This window comes from Mangrovibacterium sp. (assembly GCF_041596335.1).
Classification (GTDB): Bacteria; Bacteroidota; Bacteroidia; order Bacteroidales; family Prolixibacteraceae; genus Mangrovibacterium.
This window is the reverse complement of the sequence record NZ_JBFHIT010000010.1, coordinates 14,320-37,429: the sequence shown is the minus strand read 5'-3', so window position 1 is coordinate 37,429 and position 23,110 is coordinate 14,320. Positions and strand designations below refer to the sequence as shown.

22 protein-coding genes are annotated in these 23,110 nt (G+C 42.8%); 11 read left to right on the top strand and 11 right to left on the bottom strand.

Going from position 1 to position 23,110, the window contains the following annotated elements; genetic code table 11:
- Positions 1-3 precede the first annotated feature (3 nt).
- Entirely contained in the window at positions 4-1,296 is a 1,293-nt protein-coding gene (locus ABZD21_RS05645) for a sensor histidine kinase (protein WP_372773541.1), read from the bottom strand.
- A gap of 151 nt (positions 1,297-1,447) precedes the next feature.
- Between ABZD21_RS05645 and ABZD21_RS05640 the strand changes: the two genes are divergently transcribed.
- Positions 1,448-2,464: an FAD:protein FMN transferase gene (locus tag ABZD21_RS05640; RefSeq protein WP_372773539.1), complete on the top strand. Its 1,017-nt coding sequence runs from the start codon at positions 1,448-1,450 to the stop codon at positions 2,462-2,464.
- 15 nt (positions 2,465-2,479) lie between these two features.
- On the opposite strand, the gene ABZD21_RS05635 is transcribed toward ABZD21_RS05640, so the two are convergent.
- A complete protein-coding gene (locus ABZD21_RS05635; RefSeq protein WP_372773538.1) occupies positions 2,480-2,728 on the bottom strand; it encodes a hypothetical protein in 249 nt (82 codons plus the stop codon).
- A gap of 211 nt (positions 2,729-2,939) precedes the next feature.
- Between ABZD21_RS05635 and ABZD21_RS05630 the strand changes: the two genes are divergently transcribed.
- The 3 genes from ABZD21_RS05630 to ABZD21_RS05620 are packed head-to-tail and all read left to right on the top strand — an operon-like array spanning position 2,940 to position 5,059.
- Entirely contained in the window at positions 2,940-3,314 is a 375-nt protein-coding gene (locus tag ABZD21_RS05630) for a hypothetical protein (RefSeq protein ID WP_372773536.1), read from the top strand.
- A gap of 2 nt (positions 3,315-3,316) precedes the next feature.
- Complete coding sequence (locus ABZD21_RS05625) at positions 3,317-3,598, top strand: acylphosphatase (protein ID WP_372773535.1); 282 nt, start codon at positions 3,317-3,319, stop codon at positions 3,596-3,598.
- 24 nt (positions 3,599-3,622) lie between these two features.
- The gene (locus ABZD21_RS05620; protein ID WP_372773533.1) at positions 3,623-5,059 is read left to right on the top strand and encodes a pyridoxal-dependent decarboxylase; all 1,437 of its coding nucleotides are present in this window, start codon (positions 3,623-3,625) and stop codon (positions 5,057-5,059) included.
- Between the two features lie 65 nt (positions 5,060-5,124).
- On the opposite strand, the gene ABZD21_RS05615 is transcribed toward ABZD21_RS05620, so the two are convergent.
- Positions 5,125-7,302, bottom strand: coding sequence for an amino acid permease (locus ABZD21_RS05615; RefSeq protein WP_372773531.1), 2,178 nt, complete (start codon positions 7,300-7,302; stop codon positions 5,125-5,127).
- Positions 7,303-7,646: 344 nt separating this feature from the next.
- On the bottom strand, positions 7,647-8,243 hold the full coding sequence (locus ABZD21_RS05610; protein WP_372773529.1) for an OmpH family outer membrane protein: 597 nt from the start codon (positions 8,241-8,243) through the stop codon (positions 7,647-7,649).
- Positions 8,244-8,538: 295 nt separating this feature from the next.
- Here ABZD21_RS05610 and ABZD21_RS05605 point away from each other — a divergent pair, with 295 nt between their 5' ends.
- Positions 8,539-9,450, top strand: coding sequence for a proline dehydrogenase family protein (locus ABZD21_RS05605; RefSeq protein WP_372773527.1), 912 nt, complete (start codon positions 8,539-8,541; stop codon positions 9,448-9,450).
- A gap of 189 nt (positions 9,451-9,639) precedes the next feature.
- Here the strand turns inward: ABZD21_RS05605 and ABZD21_RS05600 are convergent, their stop codons facing one another.
- Entirely contained in the window at positions 9,640-10,212 is a 573-nt protein-coding gene (locus tag ABZD21_RS05600) for a nitroreductase family protein (RefSeq protein WP_372773525.1), read from the bottom strand.
- Positions 10,213-10,313: 101 nt separating this feature from the next.
- Here ABZD21_RS05600 and ABZD21_RS05595 point away from each other — a divergent pair, with 101 nt between their 5' ends.
- From ABZD21_RS05595 to xylE, 4 genes are all read left to right on the top strand, one after another.
- Positions 10,314-11,309, top strand: a complete 996-nt coding sequence (locus ABZD21_RS05595; RefSeq protein ID WP_372773523.1) for a GntR family transcriptional regulator — start codon at positions 10,314-10,316, stop codon at positions 11,307-11,309.
- 118 nt (positions 11,310-11,427) lie between these two features.
- Positions 11,428-12,912, top strand: coding sequence for a xylulokinase (locus ABZD21_RS05590; RefSeq protein WP_372773522.1), 1,485 nt, complete (start codon positions 11,428-11,430; stop codon positions 12,910-12,912).
- Positions 12,913-12,969: 57 nt separating this feature from the next.
- A complete protein-coding gene (gene xylA / locus ABZD21_RS05585) occupies positions 12,970-14,286 on the top strand; it encodes a xylose isomerase (protein WP_372773521.1) in 1,317 nt (438 codons plus the stop codon).
- A gap of 193 nt (positions 14,287-14,479) precedes the next feature.
- Positions 14,480-15,889, top strand: coding sequence for a D-xylose transporter XylE (gene xylE, locus ABZD21_RS05580; protein ID WP_372773520.1), 1,410 nt, complete (start codon positions 14,480-14,482; stop codon positions 15,887-15,889).
- A 76-nt stretch (positions 15,890-15,965) separates the two neighbouring features.
- On the opposite strand, the gene ABZD21_RS05575 is transcribed toward xylE, so the two are convergent.
- The 3 genes from ABZD21_RS05575 to ABZD21_RS05565 all read right to left on the bottom strand — a co-directional run bounded on the left by ABZD21_RS05575 (position 15,966) and on the right by ABZD21_RS05565 (position 18,018).
- Positions 15,966-16,169, bottom strand: a complete 204-nt coding sequence (locus tag ABZD21_RS05575) for a hypothetical protein (protein ID WP_372773518.1) — start codon at positions 16,167-16,169, stop codon at positions 15,966-15,968.
- Positions 16,170-16,238: 69 nt separating this feature from the next.
- On the bottom strand, positions 16,239-16,814 hold the full coding sequence (locus tag ABZD21_RS05570; protein ID WP_372773517.1) for a superoxide dismutase: 576 nt from the start codon (positions 16,812-16,814) through the stop codon (positions 16,239-16,241).
- A 202-nt stretch (positions 16,815-17,016) separates the two neighbouring features.
- On the bottom strand, positions 17,017-18,018 hold the full coding sequence (locus tag ABZD21_RS05565; RefSeq protein WP_372773516.1) for a YhdH/YhfP family quinone oxidoreductase: 1,002 nt from the start codon (positions 18,016-18,018) through the stop codon (positions 17,017-17,019).
- Positions 18,019-18,143: 125 nt separating this feature from the next.
- Here ABZD21_RS05565 and ABZD21_RS05560 point away from each other — a divergent pair, with 125 nt between their 5' ends.
- Positions 18,144-18,479, top strand: coding sequence for a winged helix-turn-helix transcriptional regulator (locus ABZD21_RS05560; protein WP_372773514.1), 336 nt, complete (start codon positions 18,144-18,146; stop codon positions 18,477-18,479).
- 38 nt (positions 18,480-18,517) lie between these two features.
- On the opposite strand, the gene ABZD21_RS05555 is transcribed toward ABZD21_RS05560, so the two are convergent.
- Together ABZD21_RS05555 and ABZD21_RS05550 are read right to left on the bottom strand one after the other, a co-directional pair.
- Positions 18,518-19,195, bottom strand: coding sequence for a VOC family protein (locus tag ABZD21_RS05555; protein ID WP_372773512.1), 678 nt, complete (start codon positions 19,193-19,195; stop codon positions 18,518-18,520).
- A 72-nt stretch (positions 19,196-19,267) separates the two neighbouring features.
- Positions 19,268-19,867: a superoxide dismutase gene (locus ABZD21_RS05550; RefSeq protein WP_372773511.1), complete on the bottom strand. Its 600-nt coding sequence runs from the start codon at positions 19,865-19,867 to the stop codon at positions 19,268-19,270.
- Between the two features lie 219 nt (positions 19,868-20,086).
- Between ABZD21_RS05550 and ABZD21_RS05545 the strand changes: the two genes are divergently transcribed.
- Positions 20,087-21,388, top strand: a complete 1,302-nt coding sequence (locus ABZD21_RS05545; RefSeq protein WP_372773510.1) for an MATE family efflux transporter — start codon at positions 20,087-20,089, stop codon at positions 21,386-21,388.
- A 51-nt stretch (positions 21,389-21,439) separates the two neighbouring features.
- Here ABZD21_RS05545 and ABZD21_RS05540 read toward each other — a convergent pair whose 3' ends face one another.
- Positions 21,440-23,110 carry a nucleoside kinase gene (locus ABZD21_RS05540; RefSeq protein WP_372773509.1) on the bottom strand — a complete coding sequence of 557 codons (1,671 nt, stop codon included), beginning with the start codon at positions 23,108-23,110 and terminating at the stop codon, positions 21,440-21,442.

Sequence of the window (23,110 nt, the reverse complement as noted above, 5' to 3'; positions counted from 1 at the left end):
CGTTTACGTTTTCCGCTTCGGAATTGAGAAATAAAACTCAGATCCAACCCGATATTGGGATTCAAACCAAATTTTGCCACTCATTTTTTCGACCAGACGTTTTGCCAGGTGAAGCCCAATGCCAACACCACCCTCCAGGGTATTGTCCCGGTTCTGTATCTTAATAAACGGATCGAAAATGGCGGAGTAATTTTCTGTTTTTATCCCACTCCCGCTATCCTTCACGTAGAATATCAAATGCTCATCATTTTCGTAGCATCCCACTAAAATTGTTCCATGCTCGGTAAATCGGTAGGCATTTGAAAGAAGCAAACGAACAACCTGTTTCACGCGAAAAGGGTCGATAAATTGCTGTTTTTTTTCAACCTCAACGCGACACTCAAGCTTGATATTCGATAGAGCGTCGGCATCCAAATACCGGCAAAATTCTTGTCTCTGATCTTCCAAAAGTTTCCGGAGATCCTGCATACTGTAGTGTAGCTCCAGCTCCTCCACTTCGAGTTTCGACAAATCAATAATATCTTCAATCAGGCTTAACAGCTTCATCCCATTTAAATCGATAATCCGGTTAATCGCCTTTAAATCGTCATCCGAGTAGTTCATCTCCGGAATCATCGAGGTAAAACCGGAAATAACATTAAGCGGAGTGCGAACTTCGTGTGATAAATTGGCTAGAAAAGCGGATTTAAGCTGATCTGATTTTTTCGCTCTTTCGTACTGACGGAGATAGTTTCGCTTCACAGAGATCGTCAGCCCCAAAACCAGGATAAGCGCGAAAAGACCGCCACTATATACATCCGCAATTCGTGTCGGCTCATCGGGGTAACGCCCAACAATGTCAGGGGAAAGAAGTTCGAGCAGGAAAAGCGCCAACACATTCACAAAGCAAATTACAACCAATACTATATAATGCTCCTCTTTAGCAATTAAGATGAAAAAAACATAAGCTCCAATAATGAGATACAGGGCAGATCCCTGCGAACCAAAACTGAAATACCACAACAGATTACAAAACACGATCGAAACAAAAAACACGCACGTTATGAGCCACTTACTCAAAAATCCAAAGCGAACCAACGAAAAACAAATCAAGGACAATAAACTGAAGATTGCTGCGACTAATCCGGAGCTAGTCAGGTTTAACGCAAAGTTTGCCATTGAACCCACGAGTGATACAATGGCTACAAAAAGGCTGCCCACCAGCACCAGCTTCTGTTCAAAAGTCCCTCCTTTATATCTCCCTAAAACAGCATCTCCGATTCTGTCAATCAGCAGTTCATGAAGATTGTTTTTCATATCCACACAAATAATTAGGTATAGTATAGCGTTTGAAAATACACAATTTTACTATCTATCAGAATATTTCGCGATGAAATTCATTTTCGATCTCCTGATTCCGCATCAGGAATATTTTCCTCTATCTTTGCGAATCAAAAAAATTACAAGGATGAAGTACCTTTTTATATTGTTGCTTTCAACAGCTCTGTTCTCCTTCAATTCGTGTAAGCCGAACCATAAGTACATCCGAAACGAAGGTCTTATTTTCGGAACGATTTATCATATCAGTTACGAGGAGCCGAACGGAAACGATCTTCACGAAGGAATTAAATCGTTATTGAACGAGTTTAACCAGTCGCTTTCTACCTACGATTCGAGCTCTGTGATCTCAAGAATAAATTCCAATCAGGATTTAAGCGCCGATCAATATTTTCTGACCGTATATAAGAAGGCTGAAAAAGTATCGTCGATTACCGATGGAGCTTTTGATATTACCGTTGCTCCGATGGTTAATGTGTGGGGATTTGGATTTAAGAATAAAGAGCAAGTAACACCTGAGCTAATTGATTCGCTAAAAGAATTGGTGGGCTACAAAAAGGTGAAGCTGATTAATGGCAAAATTGAGAAAGCACACGCTAACACCATGCTCGATTGCAGTGCTATCGCGAAAGGATTTGCAGTGGATGTTGTCGCCGGCTACATCCGGGATCAAGGATGCACCAACTATATGGTTGAAATTGGAGGAGAAGTGGTCGCTCGCGGAGTAAACCCCAAAGGGAAAGCGTGGAACATCGGAATTAGCAAACCCGACGATGACATTCTCGTTCAAGACCAACAGTTGCAAGCCATCGTCGAATTGAGCGACAAAGCGTTGGCGTCATCCGGAAACTATCGGAATTTTTATATTGAAGGAGGTAAAAAATACGCCCACACGATTGATCCCAAAACCGGATACCCTGTACAACACAGTTTGCTCAGTTCAACTGTTTTGGCTGACAGCTGCATGACTGCCGACGCTTTTGCGACAGCTTTTATGGTACTAGGGCTGGAAAAATCGATCGAGATTGCGAATGCTGTTCCCGAAATTGAGGTTTATTTTATTTATACTGACGAAAACGGAGACTATAAAAGCTATTTCTCCGATGGCTTCCGGTCGCTTATTCAAGAAGAGAATATGCAACCCTAAACCAAGGCCGGAAAACTAACAACTTCCGGGTTCATCCTTTATCAACGTCAATTCTTTAAACGTCAATTCCCGACGTGCTTTTGCCTGTTCTATCTTGTCGAATGTTTGGGCACAAGTAACTCCTCTCGCCTTCATGTGCTCATTGGCACCGATATGCAAATTCGGAAACTGACCTTTTTTTTCTACCAATAGTTTAATTGCCAACCCTGCAAACGCAAGGGCAACTAAAACAACTGCGATGGCTAAAACCAATAAAAAATTCATATTTAAACCCTTTCTTTTGAGGATGCGAAATTAATCAAAAAATACTGATTGAACTTCATGATCCTCTCCAATACTAAAACAGCGAAACGCCCGTCTTGTTTTATCGTTTAAAATGATGCACGTAAAATGGCTGCTAATTCAGAACATTCTTAGTATTTTTAAACTTCTTGTTTTCAAAAAACAAAAGTGAATCCCATTCAATATTCGAATCATGCATAAACATGTACAAATCATCGGTATACTTTATCTCATTCTAAGTTGCATCAGTTTGGGGCTGGCATTTTTCATTCATTATTTATTGAATCTGATCGGTGCAATTACCGGTGATCAGGATGCAAACTTTATTTTATCAATCGTAGCCAACGTTCTTTCTACTGTGCTTTTCGCGTCATCGATACCAGGAATCATTGGAGCTATTGGTCTGTTAAAATTTAAAGAATGGGGACGAATTCTAATCATTATCATCTCAGTAATCAACCTCCTTAATTTCCCCATTGGCACAGCCTTGGGTGGCTACTCGATCTGGGCTCTCGTTCAGCCTGAAACCTTAAGTCTTTTCAATAAGCAACAAACAGAAATAAGCTGATCGTGAATTCCAGAAAACAAATCCACCTGGTTGTTATTGGCCGTGTTCAGGGCGTTGGCTTTCGCTACTTTGTGACCCAAAAAGCCAATGAACTCAATCTGGTTGGTTGGGTGAAAAATAAAATGGATGGTAGTGTCGAAATTGAAATCGAGGGAAATTCGGATTCAATCAAAACATTTATCGATTTTCTGAAAATTGGAAACGGGTGCAGCCGTATCGACCGGATTTCAAAATCGGAACTTCCGGAATCGCAGCACTACCAATCGTTTTTTGTGAAATATTAGCCATGCGTTTAAACCAGAACCTAAATGAACTACCATATGACACCCGATCAGTTCCGAGAGGAAGGTAAAAAACTGATCGACTGGATTGCAGATTATTACGAACAAGTGGAAAACTATCCGGTGATGTCGCAAGTTAAACCGGGAGATATCAGCCGGCAATTACCGGATTCCGCACCCGAAAGTGGCGAAGATTTTTCGACCATGATGAAAGATATCGACCAGATAATTATGCCGGGAATTACACATTGGCAATCGCCCAACTTCTTCGCTTACTTTCAATCGAACAATTCGTTTCCATCCATTTTAGGCGATCTGCTTTCTTCCGGACTGGGCGTGCAGGGTATGCTATGGGCAACCAGCCCGGCCTGTACCGAACTGGAAACAAAGGTAATGGATTGGCTTGTTGATTTAATGGGGCTCCCCGCTCATTTTAAAAGCACCGCAAGCGGTGGTGGAGTCATTCAGGATACCGCGTCGAGCGCCGTTCTGGCAGCATTGCTGGCTGCCCGCGAACGAAAAACCAAGTTTAGCTGCAACAAAACCGGTGATAACTCCGGACTAACGGCATACATTTCAACACAAACCCACTCCTCGGTTGAAAAAGGAATTAAAGTAATTGGGCTGGGCACCGACCGACTGCGCCACATTCCGGTGGACGAATTGTTTGCACTGCGCCCCGAGTTGCTGGAACAACAGATCCAGCGCGATTTGACTGCCGGATTCAAGCCCTTTTTCGTTTGTGCAACAATTGGCACAACATCCTCAAATGCGATCGACCCAATTAAAACGATTGGCGAAATCTGCCGGAAATACGACATTTGGTTGCATGTTGATGCTGCCATGTCGGGAACAGCGGCGATTTTACCAAACTTCCGTTCACATTTCGAAGGGCTGGAATTAGCCGACAGTTACGCGTTTAACCCCCACAAATGGATGTTCACCAATTTTGATTGCGACTGCTTTTGGGTTGCCGACAAAGCTGTGCTAATAAAAACCCTCAGCATTTTACCTGAGTATTTAAAAAATGAAGCCACTGAAAAAGGTGCTGTCATCGATTATCGCGACTGGCATGTTCAACTGGGTCGTCGGTTTCGTTCGTTAAAATTGTGGTTCGTTTTACGGCATTACGGAGCGAATGGACTCCGCCATCACATTGCAAAGCATATTGATATGGCTCAGCAATTTGCCCATTGGGTGAAAACGAGTGATGAATTTGAATTATTGAATGAGCCTCCTTTCAATTTGGTTTGTTTTCGACATAAGTCAGGAAATGAATTCAACAAACGGTTGATGGATTCCCTCAACAACGAAGGCAAAATCTACCTGAGTCACGCGGTGCTAAACAAAACTCTATGGTTGCGTATGAGCATTGGCCAAACTCAAACCGAATTAAAACATGTACAGGAAGCCTGGCGCTTGATCCAGGAATCTGCCAATAAATCGGAATGTACACCCGAGTAAAAATCAATGGTTCAATTCGGTTCCGGGCAAGGGAATTTACAGCATTCGATCGACAGGCTTGTATTCTACACTAACACGTTCTCAAATCCGGAATCGGAGCAAAAAACCGCAGAGATTCGACTCTGATTCACAATGGTCACCATATCCGCCACGCTCATCCCAGGATCGATACTAAAAATATTGACGTCGGTGTTTCGTTCTTTGTTGACATTTTCGAGCAAATCGCCTTTCTTCACCGAGATTGAAGTCCTTTTCGGGAATCGGATCATGGTTTTCAAGTCTTCAACATCATCGGCCGAGAATTCCAATTGGGGGTCATTGTTCAATAAATGAACATCAATTGTTCCTTTCCAATTCCGGCAAATAAGCAATGCGAGCAAGGTTGAAAGATCGTTGTTACTAACATTGAACGTTTCTTTCCAGTTGACAGGTAGATTCGTCATCCACAAATTGATACTCTTTTCAATTGCCAGGCTCGCTGTCGAAAACGGAATGTAGATTATTAGCCCAAAGTTATTCTTCTTTGTGTCAAACAACAATTTGTCGTAATACGCCAGATTAGAGGTTGCCGGGTCGATGCTGGCGAAGATATTATTTGGTTTGAAAAAAGCCGCGTTCAACGACTGCATACTCACATTCACGGTCGTGTTAAAGTCGGTATTGTCGATGATGGTATACGAAACTGACAATTCACTTTCTTTGAACTTTTCAACAGCGTTTTTCAGAAAGTTTTCCAGGTTTTTTTGTTCAACTTCATTTTCGTGTCTCAACGCCAATATCTTGATCGATCCTTTGGGATAAATAATTGAGTGGATGAGCTTAAATGAGCTTCGAAGTTCCTTTGGCAAAGTTACCGGCATCAGCAAATCCGGTCTCCACGACCTAACTTCACGCTCCTGTCGTAAACTATTCGTTTTTTTAGTTGCCCATTCTGCAAGAGCGGTAAATAGCCCGCTTCGTGAGTCTCCGGCTGCCGACTTGATATTCATTTTCACTAAATAGAGATAGAAAACGATAATAAAGGACAACGAGAAAAGAGCGACAATTACGTTCATGACAAACATGATGGCGATTGATCCCAAGGTACCAACCGCTGGAATAATTGTCGGAACTTTCAGTGTTGGCCGGTAACTGGGCAGACCCAATGTTTGTTCAACCAGAGCGACAATATTCACCATGGCATAGGTAATCATGAAAAACATGGTGAGTATCGGAGCAATGGTGTTTAAATTGCGCAAAGAAATGCCAAAAAGTACAATTATCGACGTAATTAACATTGCATTTACCGGTTCACCTCTTTTAGACAGTTGAGCGAGCATCGGGCTTTTGGGGAGGATGTTTTTCTCCCCCAGAGCCAGCAAAATGCGGGGAGCGCCTACAAACGAACCAAGCGCCGACGAAAGTGTTGCCCCCAGCAAGCCAGCAAGTACAATTGGCCCGAATAACGACTTATCGATAAACACATTGTAGTTTTTCGCCAATTCGTCCGGACTGGCAATTAAAGCCGCGACGAAAACCAAACTAACATAAATTAGAGTTGTAATGATGACTGAGGAAAGAGTCCCCAACGGAATGCTCTTCCTCGGATTTGTAAGGTCTCCCGACATATTTGCTCCCGCCATTACTCCGGTCACGGCCGGAAAGAAAACAGCAAAGACAGACCAAAAAGAGGAACCACTGAAGTTATTCTCAACTGACCCCGGGAATTTCCCGAACCATTCGAAGTTAAAGTTTAAATCATTCGTGAATAAGGCGCCATAGATAGACCCCAGCGACAACAAAATTATGCCAAGAATAATGTATTGTATTTTAAACGCAAAGCTGGTACTAACAAAAGCAATTCCCATCACTAAAATGAAAATACCGATATCCAGGATAAACGGATCGACCCCCGGCATAATCGTCTGCCACCCTTCCCGAAAACCAAAAATATACATCGAAACGGCAATCGACTGCGCGAAATAAAACGGGATACCAATTGCCCCTCCAATTTCGAGACCAAGTGATTGTGAAATTAAACTGAAGGCTCCCCCACTGCCAATGCGAACGTTCGTTGTGATCGACGATAAGCTAAGTGCTGTTGTAAACGTAATGGCAACCGACAACAATACGATTCCCAAAGCACCCAACACTCCTGCATTTCCGACTACCCATGGTTGCCTGATGTACATTATGACCCCCAATATGGTTAGGGTGGTTGGCGTAAACACACCCGCAAAAGTCCCAAACGTTTTTTTTGTCATTGCTGCTGCGTTTTGTCGGTGGTTAATGTATCCGGCTGTTCTGCCGATTGCTTTTTACGACAATTTAAGAAATTCAATCCACATCAACCTCATCCAACAGTCTGACTTTCAAACGGTGAATAACAAAAACATGTGACGAAAGGTACACGACACAACCAAGGTTAGCCTAAACGAGATAATCATGCCTTTTTGAACATCAACGGTCAATATCGAATCCGCAATTCCGACCTCAAGTAACCACAACTCTCGTTTAAGTTCCATATTTCGCCCAGCCCTCGCGGCAGAAAAAAGGCAAAAAAAAATCCGGGAGACACCCGGATTTTCCAATTCGATCGAATAGTCGATTATTTTTTCACTGAAGCGATTCGTGAATTCATCGCTTGCAACACGTCTTTTGTAATATTATGAGCGTCGTCGCCAATTAAAATACCGCTCGAGTTAAAGATGTAAGCGTATTTCTTATCGGCATTGAAACTTTTCAAGTAGCTCATCAAGCTGTCTACCAATTGCTGATTGTTCGCGTTTTGCATCTCAGCCAACTTAGTCGATAATTCCTGATCCAGTTTCAAAATCTCTTGCTCTTCATTCACCAAACGATCACGTTCCTGAACGGCACGCTGCTCTGTTAAAAATCCTCCTCGTTGCACTTTTTCCTGAAAAGCAGCTGCCTGCTCTTCAAATTTCGAACGGCGTTTTGCATATTCTTTGGTGTAAGCTTCCTGGTTTTTAGTAAACTCATCGTGTAATTGTTGAGCCAAGTCGTAGTTTACAATCAGCGAATCAACTTTCACATAAGCGATTTTCGTATCTGTTAATTGCGATGCACCATTTTCCACCATACTATCGGATGAAGAACCTTTCCCGGAAGAAAAGTGTAAGACGTACAATACAATTACTGCAACCAACAAAACAAGACTTAAGATCAATGAAGAATTTTTCATGCGTATAACTTTGTTTATCACCGGAAAATAAGTTGACTGCGAGTAAATTTCACACCCACCACAATTCTCCTTCTTTTTTAGTATTCAATTAATCGGAGCCAAAAATAAAAATTTAAAATTAGGAAAACGTCCAATGCCTGAATATTTTTCTCACCAAAGTTAAATAACATCATTACGCTTGAAACATGCGAAAAATCATACCATTTGGGTGATAAACATCATTGACAAAAGGCTGATCTGCATACTACTTTTAAACAACTGAAATCGTGTATCCTAACGAATAGCTGACAAAAAAATGATCAATAGACTAATAGCCCAAGTACTTCCATATATGCCCGAAAAGCTAATCTGGCAGTTCTCGAAAAGGTACATTGCCGGAGAAACCATCGATAGCGGAATTGAGGTTTCACGCAAACTGAACGACGATGGCATTGATGTAACGATCGATCTGCTGGGGGAATTCATTACGAACCTCGAGCAGGCTGAAGCTTACAAAAACAGCTACCTGGAAATAATTGAGCGATTCACGTCCGAGAAAATCCGGGGAAACTTCTCCTTAAAACCATCCATGTTTGGACTCTTGATTGACACCGAAGTCTGCTACATGCACATTCGTCAGATTGTACAAAAAGCGCAGGAATGTAACAGCTTTGTGCGTATTGACATGGAAGACTCACAATGTGTTGATGAGGAAATCAAGCTATTCAAAAGATTGAAAAAAGAGTTTTCGGGACATATTGGGCTTGTAGTTCAAGCCTATTTACGGCGCACGATGAACGACCTGACACATTTAAACCATGAGATGAGCAACGGGCATCCGCTGAATTTTCGACTTTGCAAAGGAATTTATGTTGAACCCAAAGAAATTGCCTACAAAGAATACCAATCAGTTCGCGATCATTACCTGGAAGATCTGGACTACATGTTTCGACATAAAATAGCTGTTGGGATTGCCACGCACGACAAATACCTGGTCGACAAAGCCATTGAACTAATCAACAAATACCAGGTTCCAAAAGAAATGTACGAATTTCAGATGCTGCATGGCGTAACACCCGAATTACGACAATCGATTGTTGATCAAGGTCATCGAATGCGGGTTTATGTCCCTTTCGGAAAAGAATGGTTTGGCTATTCAACCCGCCGTTTGAAAGAAAATCCGAAAATTGCCAGCCACATTATAAACGCGTTGTTTTGCAAAGGCTAAACGGAAGTGATCCGGAGTGCTTTTTCGCTGTCTATTCTAACGATATCCACCAAGCCCTCCTGATCGTTTCAGCCCATTTTAGTTGAAGCAAAAAGCGATGGGGACTTTTGCCCCTGTATCTTTCGTTCCTTCACCTCCGTTCACGGGCAGATCGGCACATACCGGCCAAACATTTTTTTTAAATCACGATTACAGCTTCAGAATTAATTCATCCAACGAACGTTTGGGCACATGATGAACTCCTTGCTCATCGCGCCAATACTTGTAACCGCCATCCTTTATATTCTCTATCACAACCTCTTCCACTGGCTTGCCAATGGCCAAAACCATCAATATCTGAAACCGATCCGGAATTTGGAATAGCTCTCTCAACTTTTCCTTTTTTACTGAAGCAATCATGCAACCACCAAACCCTGCCTCAACCGCTCCGAGCAAAATACTTTGTGCCGCAATGCCATCATCGCAAAAATAGTTTGTCGTAATGTCGGTATCATTCAACATGAGAATATAAGCTGAAGGGCGTTCACCGGATTTCGGGCCATTCCAGTCTTTCAAATAACCGGCCCAGCCCAGAAGCGGAAACAACTTGTCGCACCTCTCTTTCTCCCATAGCGGAACAAACTTAAGTGGCTGGGCATTGCGGGCACTGGCCGAAAAACGAGCCAACCCAATCCAATCGATTAATTGTTGTTCCGAAATTCTTACCGACTCGTCAAAGCGACGATAACTCCGGTTGCGATAAATTAAATCGTTGATCAACATGTTTTTTTTCTTTCAATATTACAAAAAAGCATTTGTTTGAAAATAGCTGAATTCTACGAACTTTTGTATGTTTGCATAACAGAACAGAACACCTATGCCCAATGAGTAAATTTAAATTCCAGATTGATCCGCAATCTAACCAACTCAAATACCAGCAATTAGTAGATGCTGTAATCGATGCGATTGGTCGCAATCTGCTTCAGGTAGGCGACATTTTGCCTTCGGTAAACCAGCTTCTCAAGGAATCGTCATTGTCTCGCGACACCGTTTTTAAAGCGTATGCTGAGTTGAAAAACCGAGGAATTGTTGAGTCAGTCCCGAACAAAGGATATTTCATTGCGAAAGCTACAACGAAGGTGTTCCTTTTTCTCGATACCTTTAAAGCATATAAAGAAGTACTGTACGGATCGTTTCTGGATGCTCTTCCGGAAAATTACTCGGTTGATTTGCACTTTCATCACTACAACATCGACATCTTTGAAAAAGTAATCACCGAAAGTGTCGGCAAATACACGAAATATATTGTAATGAATTTCGACCACGAAAGAGTGCCTGAAATCATCCGCCAAATACCAGCCGGTAAATTGCTTTCGATCGACTGGCAAGTGCATGCCAACCAAGAGGCATCGTCGATTTATCAGGACTTTGGCAAAGGCTTGTATGAGTCGCTTCTGAGCGAACTAAGTACAATTCGGAAATACCAATGCTTCACCTACCTGTATCCCGAGTTTACCTACCACCCGGTCGAATCAATCACTTACTTTGAAAAATTCTGCACCGAACACGATATTCAATTTCAGGTACTGAAAAATTCGAAGAAACTAGATGTCAAAGCCGGTGACTTGTATCTTTTGGTCAGTGATCGAACCCTCTCACGCTATTTGGACCAGTGCGCGGAACGAAATCTCATTATTGGCCAGGACACCGGTGTAATCTCCTATAATGAAACTCCGATGAAAAAATATATCAAAGATGGAATCAGCGTTATTTCCACTGATTTTGAATTGATGGGCAAGAAAGCCGCGGAGTTTGTCACGACCGGAATTGCTGTGCACCAGCAAATACCAACTCGACTCACAATTCGAGCATCGCTATAAAAACATGCTTTAGAACACACAAATTAGTCTTTGAAATACTGATGGCGCAATCTAAATTTGCAGAACACATCAGAACAGAACGGATAAGAACACATAACCTATAAATCGCGCACAGAAAATGTATCTACTAGGATTTGATATCGGCAGTTCATCAGTTAAAGCTTCCATCATCAACGGTGATTCGGGCGAGTGTATGGCATCTGCCTTTTACCCAAAACAAGAAATGAAAATGACCGCGATCCAATCAGGATGGGCGGAACAAGATCCCGAACAGTGGTGGGAAAACCTTAAAACGGCGGTTGCTGAAATTATGCAAAAGTCGGCAGTCAATCCAAAGGATATTGACTCCATCGGTATCTCATACCAAATGCACGGATTGGTTGTGGTCGACAAAGATCAGAACGTTCTTCGTCCGTCCATTATTTGGTGCGACAGCCGGGCAACCGGCATTGGTGAAAAGGCGCTGAAAGAAATCGGAGAAGAAAAATGTTTGGCAAACCTGCTGAATTCACCTGGAAATTTCACCGCATCGAAACTAAAATGGGTGAAAGACAACGAACCCGAGTTATACGCCCGCATCCATAAAATCATGCTACCGGGTGATTACATTGCCATGAAACTAAGTGGTGACATCAAGACCACTGCCAGTGGACTTTCCGAAGGTATTTTGTGGAACTTCAAAGAAAATAAGGCCGCAAAATTATTGATCGATCACTATGGATTTGATGAAAGCTTCATTCCGGAAATCGTTCCAACTTTCTCGGTTCAATCCGTGGTAAGCGAAAGCGCCGCAAAAGAAATGGGGCTGGCTCCGGGAACGAAAATTAGTTATCGCGCCGGCGATCAACCAAACAATGCTCTCTCACTGAACGTGTTAAACCCAGGTGAAATTGCAACCACTGCCGGAACTTCGGGTGTGGTGTACGGAGTGAGCGATGAAATTAAATACGACCAAAAATCGCGTGTGAACACCTTTGCGCACGTTAATCATACTGCCGAAGCCAACCGCTTGGGCGTTCTGCTGTGTATCAACGGCACAGGCATTCTGAATTCGTGGCTAAACAAACAAGTTGGCGGCGGTGCAGTCTCATACGAAGGGATGAATGAATTGGCAGCCAACGTTCCGATTGGTTCAAACGGATTGAGCATCCTCCCTTTTGGTAACGGCGCCGAACGCGTGTTGGAAAACAAGAATCCCGGGTCGACAATGGCCGGAATCAACTTCAACATCCATTCGAATGCCCACTTATTCCGCGCAGCGCAGGAAGGAATTGTTTTTTCTTTCAAATATGGAATGGATATCATGAAGACCATTGGCATTGATGCCAAGGTAATTCGTGCCGGAAAAGCGAACATGTTCCTCAGTCCGATCTTCCGCGAAACATTAGCCGGAATCTCCGGAGCTACAATCGAATTGTACAATACCGATGGTTCGGTAGGTGCAGCTCGTGGAGCCGGAATCGGATCGGGATACTACAAATCGCCGGCTGAAGCCTTTGCGAACCTGAAAAAGCTGGAAACAATTGAACCATGCTTAAACAAAAAAGCGGAATACGAAGCAGCTTACGGAAGCTGGAAAAGTATGCTGGAAAAATCCATTTAAACAATCCGAGGGCATCGTAATTCCTTTCAAAACAAATAATCTTAAATAGTTAACAATATGAGTACAACAGTTTATTTCCCATCAGTGGAAAAAATTAAATTTGAAGGTAAAGACAGTAGAAATCCAATGGCATTCCGCTACTACAATCCAGAGAAAGTAGTTTATGGAAAAACAATGGCTGAATGGTTTAAATTCTCAATGGCCTGGTGGCATACGCTATGCGCCGACGGTGGCGACCCATTTGGCGGTGGCACACAAGTTCATCCTTGGGTTGGTGCTGAAGATGCACTTGAAGCAGCAAAAAACAAAATGGATGCAGGTTTCGAGTTCATGCAAAAAATGGGCATCGGCTACTATTGTTTCCACGACCTTGACCTTGTTAGCGAAGGAAACAGCATTGAAGAATACGAAGCGAACATGAAAGCGATTGTTGAGTACGCTAAACAGAAACAAGCTGAAACCGGAATTAAATTAATGTGGGGAACTGCAAACGTATTTTCTCCTGCACGCTACATGAACGGAGCAAGCACAAACCCTGATTTTGACACCGCTGCCCGTGCCATGCTTCAAATTAAAAACTCAATTGACGCCACCATCGCCTTAGGCGGTAAAGCTTACGTTTTCTGGGGAGGACGCGAAGGTTACATGTCGTTGTTGAACACAAACATGAAACGTGAGAAACAACACCTGGGTACCATGCTTCAATTGGCTCGCGACTATGGCCGTTCAAAAGGTTTTACCGGAACGTTCCTGATTGAACCGAAACCGATGGAGCCAATGAAACACCAATATGATGTTGACACAGAGACTGTTATTGGATTCCTGAAGGAATATGGCTTAGAAAAAGATTTCAAAATTAATATTGAAGTAAACCACGCTACGCTGGCAGGTCACACGTTCGAGCACGAATTACAATGTGCTGTTGACAACGGTATGCTTGGAGCAATCGACGCGAACCGCGGTGATGTTCAAAACGGTTGGGATACTGACCAATTCCCAATTGATTTGTTTGAATTAACTCAAGCAATGATGGTGATACTTAAAGGTGGTGGCATTCAAGGTGGCGGTACTAACTTCGATGCTAAAATCCGTCGTAACTCAACTGATTTAGATGATTTATTCATTGCCCACATCGCAGCAATGGACGTGATGGCTCGTGCTCTGGAAACTGCCGCAGCTATTTTGGAAGAGTCGCCTTACGAAAAAATGCTTACTGAACGCTATGCATCATACGACTCAGGAAAAGGTAAAGAATTCGAAGAAGGAAAACTCTCTTTCGAAGATGTTTATGCTTACGCAAAAGCGAATGGTGAGCCAAAACAGATTAGCGGAAAACAAGAATTATATGAAGCAATTGTGAACATGTATATTTAATGCGTGTCTGAATTTGAACTTCATGAAATGAGTTTATTTCTGAAATAAAATACCGCAGATAACCCGATTCCGAGGCATTGCCTACGAATCGGGTTTAACTGTTTTTTTGATATTGTTTAAACCACAACTAAATAGGCTTTACTGCAAACAACCAAATTTGTTTGCTTGAAATCGAAAAATAAAACAACAACGAATGAAACAAAACAAATTTTTCATCATTGCGATCACCATCGTTGCAACGCTTGGTGGTTTGCTTTTTGGGTACGATACAGCGGTTATTTCGGGAACAGTTGGATCGCTCGACGCATTTTTCATCGTTCCGATGGGGTTGAGCGAAACTGCAGCCAATTCACAACTCGGCTTTATTGTTTCCAGCGCGCTCATCGGTTGTATAATCGGTGGTATTTCAGGTGGATTAATCAGCTTGAAACTGGGACGTAAAAACGGACTGATTTTGGCCGCCATCTTATTCTTCATCTCAGCCCTCGGATCGTCTTACCCCGAGATGTTCTTCCGCCCTTTTGGCGAAGGCGATCATACATTTTACTGGCATTTTATCGTTTACCGGATTATTGGCGGAATAGGCGTTGGTCTGGCATCGATGCTCTCTCCAATGTATATTGCTGAAATCTCGCCTGCCAGCAGCCGTGGTAAACTTGTTTCTTTCAACCAATTCGCCATTATCTTTGGTATGTTGGTCGTTTATTTTGTGAACTACGCGATCGCCCGCCAAGGCGACGACAGCTGGTTGAACACGATTGGCTGGCGCTACATGTTTGCATCGGAAATGATCCCGGCCGGTTTGTTCTTAACCCTGTTGATGTTTGTTCCGGAAACCCCACGCTATATGGCACTTAAAGGCCAGGACGAAAAAGCACTGCGTGTGCTGCAACGGATTAACGGACCGGAACTCGGCGCCAAAGTACTGGCAGATATCAAATCAACACTCACAACAACCTCCGGAAAACTATTCTCGTTCGGAATTGCAATTGTTGTAATTGGGGTTTTACTCTCGGCTTTCCAACAATTTGTTGGAATTAACGTGGTTCTTTACTATGCTCCGGAGATTTTCAAAAATATGGGTTCAGGTACCGACACCGCGTTGCTACAAACCATTATTGTTGGTATTATCAACCTGTCGTTCACTGTGGTTGCCATTTTATCGGTTGATAAATTTGGTCGCAAACCATTGATGATTATCGGTGCTGCCGGGATGGCTTTCTTTATGTTCGCCCTTGGCTTTTCTTTTTTCTTCCAACAAGTTGGAATGGCTGCCCTCATTTTCATGCTGGGCTACGTGGCTTGCTTCGCGGTAAGCTGGGGACCTGTTGTTTGGGTGCTATTGGCTGAAATCTTCCCCAACCGAATTCGTGGACGTGCCATGGCGTTAGCTGTTGCAGCGCAATGGATTTCGAATTATCTAGTATCGTGGACCTTCCCGATGATGAACAAAAGTACCTTCCTGGTCGATACGTTCCACAACGGATTTGCCTATTGGATTTATGGCGTGATGGGCATTTTAGCTGCTCTGTTCATGTGGAAATTCGTTCCTGAAACTAAAGGAAAGACATTGGAAGAAATGGAAAATCTTTGGAAAAAATAAAAATCATAGAGTAACAAAAGAAGTCAGTCGATAGAATCAACTGACGAATAAAAAAGGGGCCTCAAGCCCCTTTTTCTTATTTTGCCGGTTCCCAGGCACATCGTACCGGGGAAACAATTTTACCTTCTTTTTTTAGCTGATTCATCGCTTTATCAACTTCCTTGCGATCCAACCCGGTCGCGTCAACCAACTCGCCGGCCTTTACAGGCTTTCCGGCAGCGGCCATAGCTGCCAATACTTTTTCAACACTCATAATGGCTCTGACTTTAATTGTTGTCACGCCGAACTGTTTCGGTGTCTTCCTAAAATTAAGTTCCCGAAACAAGCTCAGAATGACTCTTACAAAACTCTAAAATCGACTTTCAATTACTTTCCAATCCAGAATTTTGAAGAAGTCTTCCACGTACTTCGGACGAAGATTCTGTTTGTCCAGATAATAGGCATGTTCCCAAACATCGCAAGTCATCAGCGGAGTTAATCCATCGCGTAGCGGACAGCCGGCATTTCCGGTTTGTACGATACTTAATTTTCCGGCAGCATCTTTCACCAACCAAGCCCAACCAGAGCCGAACAAAGTTGCAGCCGCTTTGCTAAATGCTTCCTTAAATGCGTCAAACGATCCGAACGATGCATCGATAGATGCTTTTAACGCGCCTGTTGGTAAGGCAGCTGGTGTTGCTGAAAATTGAAAGAAGTAAAACGTGTGGTTCCAAACTTGTGCACCATTGTTGAAAATTCCGCCTTCCGACTTCTTTACAATTGTCTCCAAATCGGCATTCTCGAACTCGGTTCCGGGGACCAGATTATTCAAATTATTCACATAAGCCTGATGGTGCTTCCCGTAGTGAAATTCGATTGTTTTTTCACTGATATAGGGCTCTAATGCGCTTTTTGCGTAGGGTAACGCAGGTAATTCAAATGGCATAATTTTACATTTAAAGGTTAAACGATTCTTGTTGATTTTTGACTTTTAAAACATGAAGTTCGCGTAAAAGTTTGAGAAATTATGCTCGGAAATTTCTATTTAAAGTGATTCCAAATAGTCGATTTATTCAAAAAAAATCCAGTGGAAATTAACATCCACTGGATCAAACCGATATTCTCGATTTCACAATATTCAGAGCTTTCTAACTAATTTTTACAATCACCCGCCCGCGGCTTTTCTTTTGCATCATCAACTCAATGTAGCTGTTCAATCCTTCCAGCCCGGTTTCTGAAATCACCTGATTGCTGAAATCAATTCCCCACTGATCGGCCAACAAGCTCCAGATCTCTCTTCGAATTGCCATCGGACAATTCTGCGAATCAACTCCCAGCAAGCTTACACCTCTCAGAATAAACGGATACACGGTCATGTTTAAATCTCCGGAACCAATGTTTCCGCAAGTTGTAACGTTTCCGAGAGGTTTACATCCTTTCAGCAAGGTCGTCAGTGTATTACCACCAACCACATCAATGGCGCCGGCCCAAGTGGTTTTCAACATTGGACGTCCTGACTGGTCGTCTGTTTCAACTCTAGTCAACTGAGCCGAAGCGCCGAGGTTTCTCATTTCAACATCAGTCATTCCGTTCGAGCTAGCTGCAATAACCTCAAAATTTAATTTCTTCAGAATTTGACAGGCAATGCTTCCAACACCACCCAAAGCTCCGGTTACAACAATCGGCCCCATTTCAGGCTTTTGCCCGTTTTGGAGTAGCCGATAGACTGACTGGGCGGCTGTAAAACCGGCAGTTCCGTAAATCATCGCTTCTTTTGCATTCATTTTTGCGGGCATTGGAACAACCCATGCACCAGGAACCTGAATGTATTCGGCAAAACCACCGGGATGACTCATCCCCAGATCGTAGCTGGTTACAATAACCGATTCGCCAACTTTAAACGCCGGACTTTTGCTTTCGGCGACAACTCCGGCAGCATCAATACCGGGCACATGCGGATAGTTGCGTGTTACCCCTTTGTTTCCATTGGCCGACAAAGCATCTTTGAAGTTCAGTGAGCTATATTCAACTTTAACCCGAACATCGCCGTCTTGCAGTTCGGCAAATTCCAACTGTTCAACTTTTCCTGAATAGTTCCCGTTTGATTCTGAAACAAGAAATCCTTGGTATTTTATTTTAGTTTCCATCATTTATATCATTAAATTTGAAACAAACTTATTGAAAATAAACAAGATGCAAAAGAGCTTACATTTTTTGCCTATACTTACATTTAGTTTAGAATTAGTCATTTTCAACTAGTTATAATTCGATATTAATGAAAAAAAGTTACTGCCCGATTGACACCTTCATTAATGTGATCAAGGGAAAACGGAAAGCCACCATTATCTTGCACCTGTTTCAGGGAGACAAGCGATACAGCGAACTTGTACGCCTTTTGCCCGACATAAGCGAGCGCATGTTGAGCAAACAACTTCGCGAATTGGAAGAAGACCAGCTAGTTGGGAAAACGGTGTACCCTGAAGTCCCTCCAAGGGTTGAGTACTTTTTGACGGAACTGGGAAAAACGATTCATCCGGTTTTAAAAGGAATGATGAAAGCAGGGCATGTTTTTGAAGATTTGATCGAGTCAGAGGAGTTGAAAGAGTCGTAAACCACCCGGAAATTCAGCTGTCTTCTGCCTCGGATAGTCTAATCACTGAATTCCGGCTCCCCATCACGGTAGGAAAGAAATATCTCTTTTCCGCCTTGTTCGATAGTTATATTAACATCGGCAGGCAATGCGGCATGGATGGTAGGAAACCATTTTTTCTGGTTCTGATTGACCAGGATTAACAGCGCTGATTCGTCTCCTGCAGCACAAAAATATTTATCATCGCCGCAATACAATGGCAAACTAAGTCTACCGGACAATTTTTGGTATAGCTTGGCAATGTTGTCACATGGAAGTCCCACTTCGCTGATTCCCAAAATCGAGTTTGCAGTAAAATTTTCATTCGAATTAATTGCCAGATTCTTACGGGCAATTAGTTCAACAACATTCCCATCATAATCGTAAAAGTAAATCGCCTCGGCATTCCAGCTTTCATAAGGAATTATCGAGTCCTCTTTGTCTTTCAATTGAAAAATCTCGGAATTCAACCAGCTTTTAGCCTCGTGAATTTGATTGGAAGGAATATTAAATGCAAAATGGCTACGTCGGAAGTACTCCCGAACCGTGAATTTCAGAAACGACTCACCCACCGCACAGATGAAATACAGGTCGTTTTCAGCAACAATTGGGAGTTGGAGTAATTCGCCGTAAAAGCGCTTCTGCCCCGGAAGATCGGTCGTAAACAGCTCCAATAATTTAAACTGAAATGAACCCAAATTACATAATGTTTAAATTGAAACAAGAAAAACCCCGAAGCCACTGCTTCGGGGAAAAAAACCAAAAATCAACTAACCTTTAAATCGTTTGGCGACTTCATCCCAATTGATCACTTTAAAAAATGATGCAATATAGTCAGGACGTCTGTTCTGGTAATTCAAATAGTATGCATGTTCCCAGACATCGATGCCAAGAATTGGAGTTCCTTTAACATCTGCTACATCCATTAACGGATTGTCCTGATTCGGTGTGGACGAAACCACCAAACTATCACCCTGTTTTACCAGCCAAGCCCAACCCGAACCGAAACGGGTTGCGGCAGCTTTGGTAAAAGCGTCTTTAAAATTATCGAAAGATCCAAATGAATCGTTTATTGCAGTTAATAACTTGCCTTCCGGCCCTTCAGCGATACACGAGCCCATGATGCTCCAAAACAAAGAGTGATTGTAAAATCCTCCTCCGTTATTACGCACTGCGACAGGAAGCTTAGAAATTCCGGCCATCAATTCTTCAATTGATTTGCCCTCCATTTCAGTACCCTGAATCGCATTATTTAGGTTCGTGGTGTAGGCACCGTGGTGCTTTGTGTAATGAATCTCCATTGTACGAGCATCAATGTATGGCTCAAGAGAATCGTAATCGTATGGTAATTTTGGTAATTCGAATGACATATATTTTCTTCTTAAATGGTTATTTTCAACTTTGGTTTTGTATTTCGGAGTTTTATATCCTTTTATGCAAATCTAAAAACTATTCAGAACCATTCCAAATAAAACACAAGCTTTTTCAATTGAAATAATCTATCCCCGATCGTCAATCCCGATTCAAAGCGCTAAATTCAACGTTTTACCTGCTCTCTTTTTTTTACTTACTTTGCGCGAAAAAAATAAGTGAACAGGAAAATTTTACACCTCGCCATACCAAACATCATCAGCAACGTTACCATCCCATTGCTCGGCCTTGTTGATATGGCACTGATGGGCCACCTCGATTCAGAAGTCTTTATCGGTGCGGTTTCGTTGGGGACTGTTATTTTCAACTTCATTTACTGGGGGTTTAGCTTTCTGCGGATGAGCACCAGCGGTTTCACCGCACAAGGATATGGTGAAGGTGACCAGCAGGAAACCACAAACATACTGGCAAGGGCGTTGCTGATCTCCGCCCTGATAAGCGCGATAATTATTCTACTGCAGGTTCCGATTGAATGGATCAGTTTTAAAGCCATCAACGGAAGTCCGGAAGTCGAAAGCCTTGCCCGGCAATATTTCCGGATTCGTGTCTGGGCGGCTCCCGCGACTCTGGGACTGTACGCGCTGAATGGCTGGTTTTTGGGGATGCAAAATGCCCGTTATGTGATGATCACATCCATTTTAGCCAATATTTTCAACCTCGCCTTTAGCTTTTTCTTTGTTTATGTGATGAATCTGAACTCGGCCGGAGTAGCTTTGGGAACTGTTATCGCGCAGTATACCGGGTTGGCAACCGGACTATTTTTACTCCACAAAAAATACAACTACCTGCTCCGGTTTAGGAACCGAAAAGCCATTCTGGATTTGACGGCAATGAAAAATTTCTTCCGTGTAAATTCCGATATCTTCATCCGGACCTTTTGCGTAATTTTTGTGTTCACCTTTTTCACTTCCAAATCGGCCAGTATGAATGATCACATTTTGGCTGTAAACTCCATACTAATCCAGTTTCTCCTGCTTTTTTCCTTTTTTATTGATGGTTTTGCTTTTGCCGGCGAAGCCCTTGCTGGAAAATATATGGGCGAACGTCGGAAAGATTTATTCAACGAACTCGTTCGCAAACTTTTTGTGTGGGGAATAGCTCTGGCTCTGATTTTCAGCGCGTTCTTTTTAGTTGGGAACAAGTTCATCATCGGGTTGCTCACCAATCAGGAAAGTCTGTACGAAACAGCGAGTCAGTTTATGTTTTGGGTGATTCTAACACCGCTCATCACCTTTAGCAGTTTTGTTTGGGATGGTGTTTTTATCGGAGTCACAGCCTCTAAAGAAATGCGGAACAGCATGCTGGCAGCCACACTTTTGGTGTTTGCGCCTGCCTATTTTTTCCTTCAGAATCAAATTGGGAATCACGCGCTTTGGCTGGCTATGATGCTTTTCATGTTGGCACGCGGTGTATTCCAAACCTTGTTGTACCCCAAAGTACTGGCAAAAAGCTTTCGCTAAACTTCTGAGTAGATAAACAGGCCGACTGCAAATCGACCGGTTTACTTATTCTTAGTATTCGAAACTACTTCCACCCAAAAACTCACGAATTAATGATGTTGGCGGAATTTCAACATCATCGATATGATTGAAATAGCTAAAGAATTTTAGCAACCGGTTCGCTTCACAATGCTCAGGACAAATTTCAGCAACGGCTTTTAGCAATGGTTCAACATACTTTTTGAGTACCGCCAGCTCATAAATCAAGGCCGAATTAAACATCACATCAGCGTTTTCCTGATAGGGGAAAATATTTTTCTCTTCGCCACTGCGAACGCTTGGCCAACGTTTGATTGTTTCGTCGGCCGGATAACCTCGATATTTACTGTCGCGAATCATCCGCCGGATTAAGCGGTTGTCGGCCGTTGAAATGTGGTTGTGATCGTCCATCGAGATCTGGGTTAAAGCAGAAAGAAAGATTTTAAAGCTTCGCCCGTTCTTTACATGAGGCATCAATCCCGGGTTCATCCCGTGAATACCTTCAACAATCAGAATATGTCCGGCACCCAATTGCAATTTGTTACCTGATGGTTCCCGCTTGCCAATAATAAAGTTGAAACGTGGCAACTCCACTTCTTTCCCCTCGAACAACTGTAAAAGTTGCTCGTTGAAATACTCGACATCAATCGCCTCCAGTGCTTCAAAATCGTAATTTCCATGCACATCCAGCGGAGTTTTCTCGCGGTCGACAAAATAATCGTCCAGCGAGATCATATGCGGTGTGATGCCGTTTACTGCCAACTGAACAGCAAGCCGTTTACTGAAGGTTGTTTTCCCCGATGCTGATGGTCCGGCAACAAGCACCACTTTAACATGATCCCTTCGTTCATCGATCATGTTGGCGATTTCAGCAACCTTCTTTTCGTGCAATGCTTCCGAAATTTTAATAATGTCACCACTTCGTCCCGATTCAACGTATTCGTTCAACATCCCCAGATTAGGCACATTCATTAATTCTGCCCGTCGTTTGTGTTCCTTGAAGATATCGAAAAGCTTGTCCTGGTATTCAATTTCATTCAGTTCCTGAAAATTATCTGGTTTTGGAACCTGCAGCAGAATACCATCAAAATAAGGAACAATATCAAACGAGGTTAGGTATCCGGTTGACGGCACATGATGACCATAGAAGTAATTGCAATAGCCATTTAGAAAATAGAGGAACGAGAACATCATTCCTTGTTGATTAAAGAGTTTGGCCTTTTCTTCGAGTCCCTGACGAACCAACTCCTCAACCGCATCGGGGGTTAAAATGCCTTTCTTTTCAAAAGGAAGATCCTTTTTTACCCAATTTTCCATTTCGTTCTTTAGCTCGAAAATATCGGAATCGCTAATCTCTCGTTCCAAGCCAACCAGCTCACAGTAATAACCTTGACTAATTCCGTTTAGGACGCGCAGTTTAACCTGCGGAAAAGTCTCACGTACGGCAACATAAAGCAGAAAGATAAGCGAACGAACATAAAGTCGTCGGCCATCAATATGGGTGTAATCAATAAACCGAACCTTTTTCGATTTCACCACTGAAAAGGAAAGTTCCTTCACCTTATGGTTGACAATAGCCCCGCAAATGGGGTTATCCAACTGAATGCCAAGGTCGATACTAATTTCCTCGAGTGTAATTCCCAGCGGGTAGGCCTTTACCGTGTTTGTGTTTTCACAGTATATATCAATTGTTCTTGAGCTCAT

What these genes read in the sequence shown, in the direction of transcription:
- ABZD21_RS05645 (WP_372773541.1), bottom strand. Translation starts at nt 1,296, where the DNA reads ATGAAAAACAATCTTCATGAACTGCTGATTGACAGAATCGGAGATGCT.
- ABZD21_RS05640 (WP_372773539.1), top strand. Translation starts at nt 1,448, where the DNA reads ATGAAGTACCTTTTTATATTGTTGCTTTCAACAGCTCTGTTCTCCTTC.
- ABZD21_RS05635 (WP_372773538.1), bottom strand. Translation starts at nt 2,728, where the DNA reads ATGAATTTTTTATTGGTTTTAGCCATCGCAGTTGTTTTAGTTGCCCTT.
- ABZD21_RS05630 (WP_372773536.1), top strand. Translation starts at nt 2,940, where the DNA reads ATGCATAAACATGTACAAATCATCGGTATACTTTATCTCATTCTAAGT.
- ABZD21_RS05620 (WP_372773533.1), top strand. Translation starts at nt 3,623, where the DNA reads ATGAACTACCATATGACACCCGATCAGTTCCGAGAGGAAGGTAAAAAA.
- ABZD21_RS05615 (WP_372773531.1), bottom strand. Translation starts at nt 7,302, where the DNA reads ATGACAAAAAAAACGTTTGGGACTTTTGCGGGTGTGTTTACGCCAACC.
- ABZD21_RS05610 (WP_372773529.1), bottom strand. Translation starts at nt 8,243, where the DNA reads ATGAAAAATTCTTCATTGATCTTAAGTCTTGTTTTGTTGGTTGCAGTA.
- ABZD21_RS05605 (WP_372773527.1), top strand. Translation starts at nt 8,539, where the DNA reads ATGATCAATAGACTAATAGCCCAAGTACTTCCATATATGCCCGAAAAG.
- ABZD21_RS05600 (WP_372773525.1), bottom strand. Translation starts at nt 10,212, where the DNA reads ATGTTGATCAACGATTTAATTTATCGCAACCGGAGTTATCGTCGCTTT.
- ABZD21_RS05595 (WP_372773523.1), top strand. Translation starts at nt 10,314, where the DNA reads ATGAGTAAATTTAAATTCCAGATTGATCCGCAATCTAACCAACTCAAA.
- ABZD21_RS05590 (WP_372773522.1), top strand. Translation starts at nt 11,428, where the DNA reads ATGTATCTACTAGGATTTGATATCGGCAGTTCATCAGTTAAAGCTTCC.
- xylA (WP_372773521.1), top strand. Translation starts at nt 12,970, where the DNA reads ATGAGTACAACAGTTTATTTCCCATCAGTGGAAAAAATTAAATTTGAA.
- xylE (WP_372773520.1), top strand. Translation starts at nt 14,480, where the DNA reads ATGAAACAAAACAAATTTTTCATCATTGCGATCACCATCGTTGCAACG.
- ABZD21_RS05570 (WP_372773517.1), bottom strand. Translation starts at nt 16,814, where the DNA reads ATGCCATTTGAATTACCTGCGTTACCCTACGCAAAAAGCGCATTAGAG.
- ABZD21_RS05565 (WP_372773516.1), bottom strand. Translation starts at nt 18,018, where the DNA reads ATGATGGAAACTAAAATAAAATACCAAGGATTTCTTGTTTCAGAATCA.
- ABZD21_RS05560 (WP_372773514.1), top strand. Translation starts at nt 18,144, where the DNA reads ATGAAAAAAAGTTACTGCCCGATTGACACCTTCATTAATGTGATCAAG.
- ABZD21_RS05550 (WP_372773511.1), bottom strand. Translation starts at nt 19,867, where the DNA reads ATGTCATTCGAATTACCAAAATTACCATACGATTACGATTCTCTTGAG.
- ABZD21_RS05540 (WP_372773509.1), bottom strand. Translation starts at nt 23,110, where the DNA reads ATGAGCTCAAGAACAATTGATATATACTGTGAAAACACAAACACGGTA.